This is a genomic window from Streptomyces sp. yr375 (assembly GCF_900110755.1).
Lineage (GTDB): Bacteria > Actinomycetota > Actinomycetes > Streptomycetales > Streptomycetaceae > Streptomyces.
Map to the genome: position 1 here is coordinate 21,548 of NZ_FOFF01000048.1, position 14,165 is coordinate 35,712.

General features: G+C 72.6%; 16 protein-coding genes and 1 tRNA gene. 10 read left to right on the forward strand and 7 right to left on the reverse strand.

Going from position 1 to position 14,165, the window contains the following annotated elements:
• Nucleotides 1-11: 11 nt before the first annotated feature.
• From BMZ82_RS32210 to BMZ82_RS32230, 5 genes are all read right to left on the reverse strand, one after another.
• Nucleotides 12-1,952: a copper resistance CopC/CopD family protein gene (locus BMZ82_RS32210; protein WP_093780938.1), complete on the reverse strand. Its 1,941-nt coding sequence runs from the start codon at nt 1,950-1,952 to the stop codon at nt 12-14.
• A gap of 163 nt (nt 1,953-2,115) precedes the next feature.
• Nucleotides 2,116-2,904, reverse strand: a complete 789-nt coding sequence (locus tag BMZ82_RS32215) for an SDR family NAD(P)-dependent oxidoreductase (RefSeq protein ID WP_093780939.1) — start codon at nt 2,902-2,904, stop codon at nt 2,116-2,118.
• Nucleotides 2,901-3,398, reverse strand: coding sequence for a cupin domain-containing protein (locus BMZ82_RS32220; protein WP_093780940.1), 498 nt, complete (start codon nt 3,396-3,398; stop codon nt 2,901-2,903). The genes BMZ82_RS32215 and BMZ82_RS32220 overlap by 4 nt, the downstream gene beginning before the upstream one ends.
• Complete coding sequence (locus BMZ82_RS32225; RefSeq protein WP_093780941.1) at nt 3,395-4,015, reverse strand: GNAT family N-acetyltransferase; 621 nt, start codon at nt 4,013-4,015, stop codon at nt 3,395-3,397. Before BMZ82_RS32225 ends, BMZ82_RS32220 begins: the two co-directional genes overlap by 4 nt.
• On the reverse strand, nt 4,008-6,536 hold the full coding sequence (locus BMZ82_RS32230) for a penicillin acylase family protein (RefSeq protein WP_177244768.1): 2,529 nt from the start codon (nt 6,534-6,536) through the stop codon (nt 4,008-4,010). Before BMZ82_RS32230 ends, BMZ82_RS32225 begins: the two co-directional genes overlap by 8 nt.
• Before the next feature lie 77 nt (nt 6,537-6,613).
• On the opposite strand from BMZ82_RS32230, the gene BMZ82_RS32235 reads away from it, so the two are divergent.
• The 4 genes from BMZ82_RS32235 to BMZ82_RS42205 all read left to right on the forward strand — a co-directional run bounded on the left by BMZ82_RS32235 (nt 6,614) and on the right by BMZ82_RS42205 (nt 8,589).
• On the forward strand, nt 6,614-7,357 hold the full coding sequence (locus BMZ82_RS32235) for a siderophore-interacting protein (RefSeq protein ID WP_093780943.1): 744 nt from the start codon (nt 6,614-6,616) through the stop codon (nt 7,355-7,357).
• A 68-nt stretch (nt 7,358-7,425) separates the two neighbouring features.
• Nucleotides 7,426-8,019: an HhH-GPD-type base excision DNA repair protein gene (locus BMZ82_RS32240; RefSeq protein ID WP_093780944.1), complete on the forward strand. Its 594-nt coding sequence runs from the start codon at nt 7,426-7,428 to the stop codon at nt 8,017-8,019.
• Nucleotides 8,020-8,101: 82 nt separating this feature from the next.
• The gene (locus BMZ82_RS40400; protein ID WP_143098944.1) at nt 8,102-8,419 is read left to right on the forward strand and encodes a hypothetical protein; all 318 of its coding nucleotides are present in this window, start codon (nt 8,102-8,104) and stop codon (nt 8,417-8,419) included.
• A gap of 47 nt (nt 8,420-8,466) precedes the next feature.
• Nucleotides 8,467-8,589, forward strand: coding sequence for a hypothetical protein (locus tag BMZ82_RS42205; protein WP_256252234.1), 123 nt, complete (start codon nt 8,467-8,469; stop codon nt 8,587-8,589).
• Between the two features lie 39 nt (nt 8,590-8,628).
• Here BMZ82_RS42205 and BMZ82_RS32250 read toward each other — a convergent pair whose 3' ends face one another.
• The gene (locus BMZ82_RS32250) at nt 8,629-10,179 is read right to left on the reverse strand and encodes a helicase HerA-like domain-containing protein (RefSeq protein ID WP_093780945.1); all 1,551 of its coding nucleotides are present in this window, start codon (nt 10,177-10,179) and stop codon (nt 8,629-8,631) included.
• Between the two features lie 105 nt (nt 10,180-10,284).
• Between BMZ82_RS32250 and BMZ82_RS32255 the strand changes: the two genes are divergently transcribed.
• Both BMZ82_RS32255 and BMZ82_RS32260 read left to right on the forward strand, forming a co-directional pair.
• Nucleotides 10,285-10,581, forward strand: a complete 297-nt coding sequence (locus BMZ82_RS32255) for a type II toxin-antitoxin system VapB family antitoxin (protein ID WP_004943146.1) — start codon at nt 10,285-10,287, stop codon at nt 10,579-10,581.
• A 189-nt stretch (nt 10,582-10,770) separates the two neighbouring features.
• Entirely contained in the window at nt 10,771-11,493 is a 723-nt protein-coding gene (locus BMZ82_RS32260; RefSeq protein ID WP_093780946.1) for a LytR C-terminal domain-containing protein, read from the forward strand.
• Between the two features lie 28 nt (nt 11,494-11,521).
• Here the strand turns inward: BMZ82_RS32260 and upp are convergent, their stop codons facing one another.
• Nucleotides 11,522-12,157 (reverse strand): uracil phosphoribosyltransferase, encoded by a 636-nt coding sequence (upp, locus tag BMZ82_RS32265; protein WP_093780977.1) that lies wholly within the window; start codon nt 12,155-12,157, stop codon nt 11,522-11,524.
• Between the two features lie 156 nt (nt 12,158-12,313).
• Between upp and BMZ82_RS32270 the strand changes: the two genes are divergently transcribed.
• From BMZ82_RS32270 to BMZ82_RS32285, 4 genes are all read left to right on the forward strand, one after another.
• Nucleotides 12,314-12,586, forward strand: a complete 273-nt coding sequence (locus BMZ82_RS32270; protein ID WP_093780978.1) for a hypothetical protein — start codon at nt 12,314-12,316, stop codon at nt 12,584-12,586.
• 367 nt (nt 12,587-12,953) lie between these two features.
• Nucleotides 12,954-13,517, forward strand: coding sequence for a tRNA adenosine deaminase-associated protein (locus BMZ82_RS32275; protein WP_093780947.1), 564 nt, complete (start codon nt 12,954-12,956; stop codon nt 13,515-13,517).
• Nucleotides 13,518-13,573: 56 nt separating this feature from the next.
• Nucleotides 13,574-14,005, forward strand: a complete 432-nt coding sequence (gene tadA / locus BMZ82_RS32280) for a tRNA adenosine(34) deaminase TadA (protein WP_093780948.1) — start codon at nt 13,574-13,576, stop codon at nt 14,003-14,005.
• A 57-nt stretch (nt 14,006-14,062) separates the two neighbouring features.
• A tRNA-Ser gene (locus tag BMZ82_RS32285) sits at nt 14,063-14,147 on the forward strand.
• Nucleotides 14,148-14,165: the final 18 nt, after the last annotated feature.

A 14,165-nucleotide genomic window follows, 5' to 3' on the forward strand; every position in this document is an offset into this window, starting at 1 on the left:
GGGGCCGGGCCTCAGCGCTCGATCCGTACCGTCCTCGTCTCGCTCACCTGGTCGATCTCCGACACCCGCACCGTCGCCTTCATCTCCCAGGTGCCGGGGATGGGCAGGTTGACGGCGTCGGCGGCCCAGTAGCCGCCCCGGTCGGTGACCTTGGCGTCGATGGGGCCGATCTTCTGGGCGGGGAGGCTGAAGGAGAGGCGCAGTTCGGGGACGCTGACGAAGCCGCCGTCGGGCCCGTAGACCACGGCCTGGAGGCTGTTGTCGCCGACCCGGCCCGGGTCGAGGGTGACCTGCACCTTGCCGCGGACGGTGCCGACGTCGGGGGCGCCGATCTCGAAGGGGATGTTGGTCACCGACGCCACGGGCAGCCCGGCCGACTGCTCCGCCGTCGCCGCCTCGGCCGCCGCCCGGCCCGGGAGCGTGCCGGTCAGCACGGTCGTCAGCACGAGTACGACGACGGAGACGGCGACCTCGGCCAGCACCGACCGCCGCAGCGCCCGGCGGTGGGCGTCCTCGGCCGGGGTGAGGGGCGTGGGCCGCTTGGCGGGCGACTCGGTCTTGTCGGTCTTGTCGGTCTTGTCGGGCAGTCCCGAACCGGCCGAACCGGCCGAACCGGCCGCCGGTGCGCCCACCGTCTCCGGAACCCGCGCCTCCACCTTCGTGGACTCCACCTTCAGCGCCTCCGTCGTCCCGGTCGCCTCAGTCATCTCGGTCGCCTCGGTCGTCACGTTCCCCTCCGTCCTTTCCCTTTCCCTTGCCTTCCTTGTCGCCGACGCCGTCGCCGACGCCGTAACCGTCGTCACCGTCTGGCGGGACCGTGCGCCCGCCGCCAGCAGCAGGGTCACGACGGCGACTTTGGCGAGCAGGATCCGGCCGTACGTCGTGTCCGTCAGCGCGGACAGGGAGCCAAGGCCGCGCCAGGACTGGTAGACGCCGGTCACCACCAGGACCGTCACCGACAGGCCGGCCAGCCGGGAGAAGCCGGTGACCACGTGGGACGGGACGGACGCGCGGTAGAGCAGGGTGAGCAGCGCCGTCAGTCCGCCCAGCCACACCGCCATGGCCAGCAGGTGCAGCACCGCGGACGTCATCGCGGCCGGGACCTGGATGCCGGCCGAGGCGTGTTCGGCGGCGGCCCAGGTCAGGGCCAGGCCCACCGCCAGCGCGGCGCCGGTCACAAGCACCGGGCGCGACGGCCGTTCCCCGTTCGGCTGCTCCGCAAGCCTGCGCTGCCGCAGGAGCAGGACCGCGACCGCCGCCAGCAGCGCGAGGCGCGCCACCAGGGCCAGACCCGGCCGGGTGCCCAGGGTGCGGGTCAGGCCGGACGGGTCGAGGGCCTGCGCCGGGCCGGACCCGGTCTCGTAGGGGGCGCGGAGCAGGAGCAGGAACACCGTCGATCCGGCGAGCGCCCACCAGCCGGCGAGCAGCAGGCGTCGTAGCGGCCGGACGTCCGGCGGACGGCAGACGGCGACGAAGGCGGCGGTGCCGATGAGCAGTGCCGCGGCGAGGTAGGCGACGTAGCGGCCGATGTTGAACAGGCCGCTGGTGGCCGGGTCCTCCACGGAGGTGCTGGGCAGCGGCGGCGGGGTCGCGGAGGGTTCGCCCACGGAGAAGGTGAAGGCGCCCGCGATCGGGTGGCTGTCCGCCGACACCACGCGCCAGGCCACGGTGAACGTGCCGGTGCCGAGCTTGCCGGGCAGGGTGACGCGCGCGGTGTCGGCGCGGTCGTCCGCGTGGCCCGCCTTGCCCGTCTTCACCCGCTGGTTGTCGGGGTCGAAGACGCGGAAGGAGTCGTCGAGCAGGCCTACCGACTCGGTGAAGGTGAGGGTGATGGAGCCGGGGGCCGTCTTGACGACGCTTCCGTCGGCGGGGTCGGCACCGCGAAGGGCCGCGTGCGCGGAGGCCGGTCCGCCGCCGAGGAGCAGCAGGAGCAGCACGGTGCCCAGCAGCACCAGCCCTTGAAGCCGTCTGCGGCCCGCTCGCTCACCGCCGTGCCGTCCGCCTTCGTGCCTTTCGCTCACGTCAACCGCTCCGTACTGGTCGAGACTCGAGTACTCGCGTGCTCAGGGATACGTACGCATGCACAGGGCATCGGGTTCATCGGGTTCACGTAGCTCACCACGTCGGGCGGGCCGACACCCCGCCGTCGACCACCAGGTCGTGCCCGGTGATCCAGGACGCGAGCGGCGAGGCCAGGAACACGCAGGCGTCGCCGACGTCCTCGGGGCGGCCGAGCCGGTCGACCGCGACCGCGTCCCGCCACCGCCGTACCCCCTCCGGCCAGGCCTCGGCCAGCCCCGGCCGGTCGATCAGCCCCGGCGAGACGGTGTTCACGCGGATGCCGAACGGTCCGTACTCCTGCGCCGCTGCCCGCGCGTGCATCACGACCGCCGCCTTGGCCGCGGAGTAGTGGGCGTGGCCGGGGGCGGGCATCCCCGCCTCGACGGAGGCGATGTGGGTGATGGTCCCGCCGTGCTCGCGCATCACCTCCACCGCGGCCTGCGTGCAGGCGAACACGCTGGTCAGGTTGGTGTCCACGACCGCCCGCCAGTCCGCCGCCGCCATCCCGGGCAACGGCTGCACCGGCTGCACGCCCGCGTTGTTGACGAGCGCCGTCAACCGGCCACCGTCTCGCCGATCACCCCACCGCGCGCCCCACTCGGCGGCTTCGGCGACCAGCCGCCTGCACTCCTCCTCGACGGTCAGATCCGCGCCCGGCAGGACGACGGCCCGCTCGCCGATCTCCCGCGCCAGCGCCTGAGTCGCCGCGACCGCCGTACGGCAGTGCAGCGCCACCGCCGCGCCCTCCTCGGCGAACCGCAGCGCGATACCGCGCCCGATCCCGCCGCCCGCACCCGTGATCAGGGCCACCTGGCCCGCCAGCAACGCCGTCGAACTCGTCATGGTCGGCACAGTTCCGTGATCAGGGGCGCGCGGTCCGGATAACGCGCCGTCAGGACGGCCGCGTCGCCGTGTTCGTAGTCCCCGTAGGTGAAGCCGGGGGCCATCGTGCAGCCGAAGAAGGTCCAGGCTCCCCCGGCGACCACCCGCGCGCCCATCCAGGTGCCGGCGGGCACGGTGAGTTGCGGGTGCTGTCCGCCGAGGACGTCCGGGCCCAGGACGGCCGTGCGGGAGGTGCCGTCGGGGGCGAGGAGCAGCAGGTCGAGCGGGTCGCCGAGGTAGAAGTGCCAGACCTCGTCGGTGGGCAGCCGGTGCAGCGCCGAGTGGTCGCCGACGGTGACCAGCGCGACGATCGCCGTGCCGGCGGGGCGGCCGTCCGGCCCCTCGGGACCCGCCCACGTACGGCGGAACAGGCCGCCCTCGCGGGGGATCGGTTCCAACCCGTAGTGGGCGACGAGGTCTTCGGGGGTGATGTCAGGGGTGAGCGGGGGAGTCACCCGGGGAACGCTACCTCCCGCCTCAGGAAGGCGAGCTGGGCCCGCTTCGCGGGCAGGTACACGTCCGGCAGGTCGATCTCCGGGAGCGTGACGACCGGTCCCGCCTCGAAGCCCTGTCGCAGGAACCGGGTGATGGCCTTCTCGTTGCGCACGTCCGGGTCCACCACGGCCCGCCGCCGGTCCAGACCGATCATCACGTACGAGGTGAACGCGCCCATGATCACCGCCGACCAGCCGGGCCGCGCGCCGCCCGCGCCGGCCGGCGCGATGAGCAGGTGCACGCCGATGTCGCCGGGCTGGACCTCGTAGACCTCGCCGACCCGGTCCTCGGTCGGCTCGTAGAGCTGGAAGAGGGCGGCCGGGACGCCGTCCAGCTCGGCGAGGAAAGCGTGATGGGTGTCCAGGGTGTCCATGTGGGCGTAGATCTCGGCGACTTGGTCCCGCGTCAGGCCGTTCATGCCCCAGAACGCGGCCCGTTCCTCGCTCACCCAGCCGTGGACGACGTCGGCGTCGCCCTCGGCGTCGAGGCGGCGGATGCCGACGGTGCCGAAGCCGTCGGCCACCTGCTCGTGCACGTAGGGGTACGGGTGGGCGCTCTGCGTGTAGGGGTCAGTCATCGTCGCTCTCCTTCGTCAGGTGGGCCCAGTCGGTGACGACCGGGGCCAGTTCGCCCTTGAGCCACAGGGGGAGCTGGTCGTGGTGGTGGGGGTGGCCCGGCAGGCCGGACGCCCCGTACGGGACGACCCACCGGCTGTCCTCGCGGCGGGCCAGGTCCCACACGTAACGGGCGGCCGGGCCGCGCGCGGCCAGGTCGGTCCAGCCGGGCACGGCCGATGTGCACAGCACGCAGTCGTGGTCGCCGGAGAGGGCCGGGCCCGCCTGGTCGGAGGCGTCGGGCAGGGCCCGCCAGGGCGCGAGGCGGTGAGTGTCGCCCCAGCGCTGCTGCGAGGGCTGCGCCGATTGCTGCCGCGAGGACTGCGGCTGTCCGGCGGCCTCTTCCAGGGCCTCCCGGACTAGGGCCGGCCGGTCGATCCCGTACAACTCCTCGGCGCGCAGCAGGTGTTCGAGGGCGAAGCCGACGCGCGGGAGGAGCGCAAGCCAGGGGCGGAAGACCTCCGGGTAGGCGGGCGGGGTCGTCAGGGAGGCGAACGCCGGGTGCGCGGCGAGGCGGCGGACGAGGGCGCTGCGCAGGGCGGCGAACCCGGCCGCGTCCCGGCTGTCGGCGTCCATACGGCGGTCCCAGCGCAGGAGGCGGTCCCGGAGTGCGGCGGCCGGTGTGGTCAGGTCGCCGAGGTCGTCGAGGGCGGTCAGGTGGTCCAACAGGGGGGCTGCGGAGGCGAGATACGTGTCCATGTGGAGGGCCGGCATGTCGGACGCGGTCCAGGCGCGCTTCTCGGCCAGCAGCGCCCCGATCCGGTCGGCGCGGTGCGGCGGGGCGAACTCGACGCCCAACTCCCCTGACAGGCCACGCTGGTTGGCCATCACGGCGACGCCGTCGGTCAGTCCCGCGCGGGGCGTCTCGTGCCAGCCGGTCCACTCGTGGCCGGGTTCCCAGGCGGGCACCAGCCGGGTGCCGTTGGCCGCCGCGCGCAGCGGCACCCGGCCCGCGACCCGGTGCAGCAGGCCGCCCTCGGTGTCGGCGGCCTGGACGACGTTGACGGGCTCGGCCCACAGGTCGAGGGCCCGGTCCACGTCGGCGACCCGGCGGGCGCGGAGCAGGGGCAGCAACGCGCCGAACCCCAGATCGGCGGTGACGCGGGGCGGATAGCGCAGGCTCAGCGCGAGCGGGATGCCGTCGTCCTCGTCCGGGGTGCCGTCGTCGAGACCCTCCGGGCCACCGGCGATCACCGGCCCGCGCTCGGTCTCCAGTACCTCGACCTCGGAGGTCTCCTCCCCGGCGACGCGTACGAGTTCGGTGTGCCGGGCGACCCGTCGCCAGGTGCCGTCGGGGCCGAGGGCCTCCACGCCCGCGCCGGTGCGGCGCAGCCGTTCGCGGTAGAGGTCCTGGTAGTCGGCCATGGCGTTGGTGATGGCCCAGGCGACCGTGCCGGTGTGGCCGAAGTGCGCGATGCCGGGGACACCGGGGACGGCGAGGCCGACGACGTCGAACTCGTCGCAGGCGAGGCGGATCTGCTGGTAGACGCCGGGGTCCTCGATGAAGCGGTGCGGGTCGCCCGCGATGACCGGCTGCCCGGTGACCGTCCGGGCGCCGCTCACCAGCCAGCCGTTGCTGCCAGAGGTGCCGGGTCCGTCGGCGGCGAACAGTCCGACCGCCTCGGGACCGAGCCGACGCGCGGCCTCCTCGCGCCACAGCTTGGCGGGAAACCCGGCGAACAGGATGTGCGTGGCCAGCCAGACGGCAAGCGGAGTCCACGCCTCCCAACCCCCGGGCACCAGCCCGACCCGCGCGAACTCGGGGGCTTGGCTCGGGGTCTGGCTGAGGGTTTGGCTCGGGGCTTGGCGAGGGGCCTGACTCGGGGCCTGGCGGGGAGTTCGGCTCGGGGCCTGGCTCGGGGCCTGGCTCGGGGTTTGCCCTGAGGCTGGATCGGGGGCTTGGCCTGAGGCTGGATCGGGGGCTTGGGCGGGAGTTTGGCTCGGGGCCTGGCTCGGGGTTTGCCCTGACGCTGGATCGGGAACTCGGCCCGCGGCTTGCTCGGAAGCCCGGCCCGCGGCTTGCTCGGAAGCCCGGCCCGCGGCTTGCTCGGAAGCCCGGCCCGCGGCCTGCTCGGAAGCCCGGCCCGCGGCCTGCTCGGAAGCCCGGCCCGCGGCCTGCTCGGAAGCCCGGCCCGCGGCCTGCTCGGAAGCCCGGCCCGCGCATCTCGCTTCCGCCAGGCCCTCGTTGACGCCGTCGACGTATGCCCGTACCCAGTCCGCCGTCTCCGGGTCCCGTCTCTCCAGACGGTCGAAGCAGCGTCTCGCGGTGTCGTCGAGGCGGGCGCGGCGTACGAAACGGTCCCAGGGGAGGGCTTCGGGGCCGAGGAAGGACGCCGAGGTGCCTTGCGCGCGGTGCCGTTCGACCTCCAGTTGCCAGGCGCGGTCGCGGGCGGTGACCAGTCCCTGGAGGCGGGCGAGCGCGCGGGCGCTGTCGGCTCGCAGATGCGGAACGCCCCACGCGTCACGGTAGATCTCAGCGGTCACCCTGCACCCCAGCTCTGCTTTAGGTTAGCCTTACCTAAGTAAGTTGTGCCGGAATCGTACACAAGGGGTGAAGAGTCATGGCGCAGGGGCGGGGCTGGGAGGGCGCGGTCCTCAAGTTGATGCGCGCGAAGGACTTCACACTCACCGTCACGGGGGTGGAGGAGGTCACCGGCGACTACCGCAGGCTGCACCTCACCGACGGCGGGCTGCTCGCCGCCACCGGCGTCCACCCGACGATCTGGGTCCGGCTCTGGTTCGACAACGCGGGCAAGCCGCACCAGCGGGCCTACACGCTGGTCGACCCCGACCCGGCGGCCGGCGCCTTCAGCCTGGAGTTCGCCCTGCACGAGGGCGCGGCCAGCGACTGGGCACGGGCCGCGCAGCCCGGCGACACCATCGAGGCGACCGTCCAGGGCACCGGCTTCGAACGGCCCGCCCCGGCCCCCTCCCACGTCCTCGTGATCGGCGACCCGGCCTCCCTGCCCGCCATCAACTCCCTGCTCGGCCCGGACGAGGGCGCGCTCGGCTCCGCCCCGGCGACCGTCTGGTTCGAGGGCTCCCCCGACGGCACGGCCGGACTCCCCTTCCGGACCGACCCCGCCCGCCACGAGATACGGCACGTGCCGCGCCGCGACGCGGGCGCCCACCTCGTCGCACGCGTGAAGGCGGAACTCCCCGCCCTCCTGACGGCCACCCCCGACCCGTACGTCTGGATCGCCTGCGACACCCTCACCACCCGGACCCTGACGTCCTACCTGCGCAAGGAACTCGCCGTCCCCAAGGACCGCCTGCACGCACTGGGGTACTGGCGCGCAAGCTGAGAGCGGAGTGGAGTGGAACCCGGGGGGCGCGGCGCGCGAGGCGACGGCGCAGGCGGGATCATCGACGCATGGACGTCACCCTGCACCTCTCCCAGGACCCCGAGGCCGACGAACTCCTCGGCCGCTCCCCGCTCGCCGCGCTGGTCGGGATGCTGCTGGACCAGCAGGTTCCGATGGAGTGGGCGTTCAAGGGCCCCCGCACGATCGCCGACCGCCTCGCCGCCGACGACCTCGACGCGCACGTCATCGCCGCCCAGGACCCGGAGGCCTTCGCCGCGCTCCTCTCCGAGAAACCGGCCGTGCACCGCTACCCCGGCTCCATGGCCAAGCGCGTCCAGCAGCTCTGCCAGTACCTCGTCGAGCACTACGACGGTGACGCCGACGCCGTCTGGACCGGCGTGAGCACCGGCAAGGAGCTGCTCAAACGCCTGGAGGACCTGCCCGGCTTCGGCAAGCAGAAGGCCCAGATCTTCCTGGCCCTGCTGGGCAAGCAGCTCGGCGTACGCCCCACCGGCTGGCGCGAGGCCGCAGGACTCTACGGCGAACCGAAGTCCTTCCGCTCGGTCGCCGACATCACCGGCCCGGAGTCCCTGACGAAGGTGCGCGCCCACAAACAGGAGATGAAGGCGGCGGCGAAGGCGGCGAAGGCCGCCAAGGGCTGAGCGCCTCGGCCGCTGCTCCGAACAGGTGATTCTCGCGTCCCGCGTGCTGAACGACGGGCGTGTCGCGGGCAGATGACCTGCCATGGGCAGCACCGCACGCAGACACTCCCGCAGCCGCGCCTGGCTGCGGGTGCTCGTCGTGCTCCTCGCCCTGCTGGTACCGGGCGCACCCGCCGAGGTCTCAGCGAAGCCGGTCGCCGCCGCCGCCGAATTCGCCGAGTACGACGTCGTCGAGCCGGTGCTGCGCCCCGCCCCCTGCGCCCACCGTCCCGCCGCACCCCTGCGCCCCGCGCCGCTCCCGACCCCCGCGCCCGGCGTCCCGGCGGCCCCGCCGCTCCGCACGCCGCCGAGCCCGTCGTACGCCCTGCACATCCTGCGCACCGTGGTCCTGCGCTGCTGACCGGTCCCGTCCCCGAGGCCAGTCAGTACGACGCGAGGAGCACAGCCATGCCCACCGACCCGTACGCCGTCCTGCGCGCCCTGCTGCGCGCGGAGGCCGTCCGCAACACACCGAAACCGCAGGTGCAGGAACCGAGTCCGCAGGTGCCCCAGGAGAAGCGGGACCGCTGACCGGTCGGCGGAGGCGGCACCCGGCGGACACCCGCCGGGCTACCGCCTCCGCCGTGCCGTACCGAACAGCGAACGGGTGATCTCCCGGCCGATCTGCGTCCCGACGGAACGGGCGAGAGACTTGAACATGCCGCTGCCGACGACCTGTTGGACGACGGATCGCCCTTCGCCGGGCTCCCCCGGTGCCTTGGTCCCCTCAGGCTGCCGAGGTGCCTGCTTCGCAGGCTGGGGCGTGGGCCTGGCGGCAAGTTTCTCGAACGCCGATTCTCTGTCCACAGCCTGTGCATACCGCCCGTACAGCGGGGACGCCTGTACGGCGCTGTCGAGCGCCGGGCCGTCGATCGGGCCCATCAGGGACTCGGGGGCGCGCAGCCTGGTCGCCGCGACCGGGGTCGGAGCGCCCTGCTCGCTGAGGACCGTGACGACGGCCTCGCCGGTGCCGAGCCCGGTGAGCAGTTCCTCCAGGTCGTAGGCGGAGTTCGGGAACGTCTTCACCGTGGCCTTCAGCGCCTTCTGGTCGTCCGGCGTGAAGGCCCGCAGGGCGTGCTGGACGCGGTTGCCGAGCTGGGCGAGGACGTCTCCGGGCACGTCCTTGGGCGTCTGCGTGACGAAGAACACGCCTACCGCTTTCGAGCGAATCAGCCGCACGGTCTGCGTGATGGAGTCCAGAAACGCCTTCGACGCGTCGTTGAACAGCAGGTGCGCCTCGTCGAAGAAGAAGACGAGCTTCGGCTTGTCGACGTCGCCGACCTCGGGCAGATCGTGGAAGAGGTCGGCCAGCAGCCACATCAGGAACGTCGAGAAGAGCTGCGGCTTGTCCTGGACGGCGGACAGCTCCAGGACCGACACGACCCCCCGCCCGTCAGGTGCCGTACGCAGGAACTCGGCCGTGTCGAACTCCGGCTCGCCGAAGAAGTCCGCCATGCCCTGCGCCTCGAAGGCGGTCAGCGAGCGCAGGATCACCCCGGCCGTCGCCGTCGACAGGCCGCCGATGTTCTTCAGCTCCGCCTTCCCCTCGTCGGAGGTGAGGAAGGCGACGACGGACCTCAGATCCTTGAGGTCGAGCAGCTCCAGGCCCTTGGTGTCCGCGTAGTGGAAGATCAGGCCGAGGGACTGCTCCTGGGTCCGGTTGAGCTGGAGCACCTTGGACAGCAGCACCGGACCGAAGCTGGTGATCGTGGCCCGCAGCGGGATGCCGTGGCCGAGGCCGCCGAGGGCGTAGAACTCCGCAGGGAAACCCGTCGCCGTCCATTTCTGGCCGACTTCCGCCGCCCGCCCCCGCACCCGGTCGTTCGCCACCCCGGGGGCCGACACCCCGGACAGGTCGCCCTTCACGTCCGCGAGGAAGACGGGCACGCCCTGCGCCGAGAGCTGCTCGGCGATCAACTGGAGCGTCTTGGTCTTACCGGTGCCGGTCGCGCCCGCGACCAGGCCATGCCGGTTCAGCACGGGGAGCGGGATGCGGACCGGGGCGTCGGGCAGACACGTTCCGTCCCACAGCAGGGCGCCCAGGTCGAGGGCGGGGCCGGTGAAGGCGTACCCGGCGGCGATGCCGACAGCGGTGCCGACGGCGCTCGGCGACTCGGTCATCGGCGGCCGCTCCTTCCGTTTTACCCCTGTTCATCACGTCTTTTCCAGCGTCGCACTCCGTCTCCATGGCTGCGCCCGGAACGTCGGGACCGGTAGGCTTTCCGTGTGATCTTCAAGCGCATCGGAAACGGCCGGCCGTACCCCGACCACGGCCGGGAAAGCACCCGGCAGTGGGCGGACGTCGCGCCGCGCCCGGTCCGCCTCGATCAGCTCGTGACCACCAAGCAGCAGCTCGACCTGGAAACCCTGCTCGCGGAGGACTCGACGTTCTACGGCGACCTCTTCGCGCACGTCGTGAAGTGGCAGGGCGACCTGTATCTGGAGGACGGGCTGCACCGGGCGGTGCGAGCGGCGCTCCAGCAGCGACAGGTGCTCCACGCGCGCGTGCTCGAGCTGGACTGACCCCGCCTCAGACCGTGCCGCGGGCAGCGGTTCACCCGTCGGCCGCCGGTCTGACGCTCGTCGGATACCCGTCGGATTGACCCGTTCGGGTTCTTTCCGCGTGCCCGTACGGCGTCGGATGATCGTTTATTAGTCACGGCGTCCCGGGCGCACTACGCTGCGCCCATGAGCATGCTGACTCCCCCCGGCATGGGCGGTAAATACCGGATCACGGGGGACAAGTTCCCCCGCATGCGCCCCCATCGGCGACGCGGCAGGCTGGGCGTCGTGGTCGTGGCCTGCGGCGCCGTGCTCGGCGTGGCGGGCTGGGGCACCCTGCAGCTCATCGACGTCTTCACGGGCGGCGGAGGGACGGCCACGGCCGCCGGTGCCGACTGCTCGACGAACGCCGACAAGACGACGAAGACCGGCAAGGCGACCAACGCGACCAACGCGACCAAGGCCACGAACGGCACCAAGGCGAGCCCCTCGCCCGCAGCCACGGGTGCGAGCACTGGTGCTGGTGCCGGTGCGAGTGTCGGCGGGGTGCCCAAGCCCGCGCAGATCACCGTGAACGTCTTCAACGCCACGACCCGCAGCGGTCTCGCCAAGACCACCGCGGACGAGCTGAGGAGACGCGGCTTCAAGATCGGCGAGGTGGGCAACGCCAGCAAGCAGTACGACAAGAAGGTCGCCGGCACCGGGATACTGCTCGGCCCCGCGGCCTCCCTGAACACCTCGCTGCCGGTCCTCGCCACCCAGCTCGCCGCCGCCGAGCGCCGCACGGACGCCGCGCGCACCGGTCCGGCCGTCGACCTGATCATCGGCACCGGCTTCAAGGCACTGACCAGCCAGGCGGACGCGACCAAGGCCCTCACGGCCCTGACCGCACCCAAGCCGACGACGGGCAGCCACCCGAAGAAGGCCTGCTAGCAGGCCTTCTCACCTGGGCGACTCCCCGTTACTCGGCCGCGCCGTACAGCCGGTCGCCCGCGTCGCCCAGGCCCGGGACGATGTAACCCTGCTCGTTGAGGTGGTCGTCGACGGCCGCCGTGACGACGGTCACCGGCGCGCCCGCGAGCTCGCGCTCCATCAGCTCCACGCCCTCCGGGGCGGCGAGCAGCACCACGGCCGTCACGTCGTCCGCGCCGCGCCGGATCAGCTCGCGGATCGCGGCGACCAGCGTGCCGCCGGTGGCCAGCATCGGGTCCAGGACGTACACCTGACGGTTGGAGAGGTCCTCCGGCATCCGCGTGGCGTACGTGGACGCCTCGAGCGTCTCCTCGTTGCGGATCATGCCCAGGAAGCCCACCTCGGCGGTCGGCAGCAGCCGGACCATGCCGTCCAGCATGCCGAGGCCCGCGCGCAGGATCGGCACCACCAGCGGGCGCGGGTAGGAGAGCTTGACGCCGGTGGTCGGGGCGACCGGCGTCTTGATGTCGACCTGCTCGGTGCGCACGTCCCGCGTGGCCTCGTAGGCGAGCAGGGTGACCAGTTCGTCGGCCAGCCGGCGGAAGGTCGCGGAGTCCGTGCGCTGGTCGCGCAGCGTGGTGAGCTTGTGAGCGACCAGAGGGTGGTCGACGACGTGGAGACGCATGTCCACAACACTAACCGGGCCGAACCCACCCGGCGTCCCCACACACAGCGAACCTCTCCCCTCTGCTTCTGGCGTTCGCTGGCGGCAAACCACCCATCGGAGGGAAAGTGGGAGAAAGGGATCGAGACGGACCGGGGTACCCGGGGTGGTGTGCTGATGCCTGAGCTGCCCGACTCGCCGGACCTGCCGGACCCGCCCGACCGCGACGCGCCGGACGCGTCGAAAGCATCCGGGGCACCGGACGGACCACCGGACGGTCCGCCGGACGGGCCACGACCACCCGAGTCCGACGCCGAGCGCCGGCGACGCCGCGCCCGGTTCCTGCGCGAGCTGGCCGAGGCCCGCGAACTGCGCGACCGGGTCCAGCCGCGCCGCGCGAAGACGGCCCGCCTGCGTCACGCGATGCGCATGCGCACATTCCGCTGGTAGCCGTATCCCGTAAGAGACTTGGGGCGCGAGCGGGGCGGACGGGGGGCACACGTGGGGCATACGGGGAAGATCGCCACCGTCACGGGTATCCCGGGGGGTGGGCGTGCGTGGGCGCGTGGGAAAGCCGCGTACGATCCGCTGGTGGCGGCAACGGGTGTGCCGGTGAGTCGCACGGACGTACTCAGGGACGAGCTCACGGGCGTGCGATCAAAACCACCGGACACAGGGAGCCGAAGACGTCCCCTGAACGCCTTGTTTCTGCCACGATTCCGAGTGGGTGGGGCTCGGAGCCCGAGCTCTCGCTCCGCCCGCAACCTCCGCCGGGGGGATCCCCAACCGGCACGCCTAAACCAGTGGGAGAGTCACGGTGTACTTCGCCGCACTGCTCGCGCGCACCGAAGACGGGTGGGAAGCGAGCGACACAGAGCTCGACGATGTGGAAACCCTGTCGGATCTGGCCGACCTGGCCCGGGAAGCCTCTCCCGACGACGACACGGTGCTCGTGCTGATCGAGCAGGAGGACTCCTGGTTCGGAGTCGTCCGCTTCGACGGCGAGGAGGACCCTCGCATCTTCGTCTCCGACGCCGCTGCCGCCGCTCGCAGCTCGTACGGCGAGATCCTGCTCACCGACGAACTGCTCGGAAGGGACCCGGATTCCGACGACACGGATCTGGACGCCCTCGACCTCGACGGCACCGAGGACGGTGAGAACGAGAACGATGAGACCGGCGAGGACGACGAGGACGACGCCTCCGTCGGCCCCGCGGGCGGCGGCTCCGCCGAAGCCGTGCCGCACGGCCCGGTCGGCGACCCCCGCATCCTCGACGACCTCGGCGTCGGCGAGAAGGAACTGAAGTCGCTGTCCGAGGACGCCGTCACCGAGATCGCCGAGGCCCTGGGCGCCTCGGAGGTCCTGGAGACCGTCCGCTGACCGCACCCGACGAGGCCGGCACACCCGACCCCGTACGCGACCGGTGGCGGGCCGCGATGCGGCTCGCGCTGGCCGAGGCCCGGCTCGCCGCCCGGGGCGGGGACGTCCCGGTCGGCGCCGTCGTGCTGGCTCCGGACGGCACGACGGTCCTCGCCGCCGGCCACAACGAACGTGAGGCGGGCGGCGATCCGACGGCCCACGCGGAGGTCCTCGCCGTCCGGCGGGCCGCCGCGCGGTTCGGCGAGTGGCGGCTGACCGGCTGCACGCTCGTCGTCACCCTCGAACCGTGCACGATGTGCGCGGGCGCGCTCGTACAGTCCCGGGTGGACCGGGTCGTCTACGGCGCCCGCGACGACAAGGCGGGCGCGGCCGGCTCCCTCTGGGACGTCGTCCGCGACCGACGCCTCAACCACCGCCCCGAGGTCGTCGAGGGCGTCCTCGCGCAGGAGTGCGCGGGCCTCCTCACCGACTTCTTCCGCGACCGCTGATCCCCCCTCCGTATACGGATTTCAAACCGGGGCTCACCTTGTTGTAAGGTCTCTCTCGGTAGCGTGTCCGAGCGGCCGAAGGAGCTCGCCTCGAAAGCGAGTGTGGCGCAAGTCACCGAGGGTTCAAATCCCTCCGCTACCGCTCTCACACCCTCCTGAT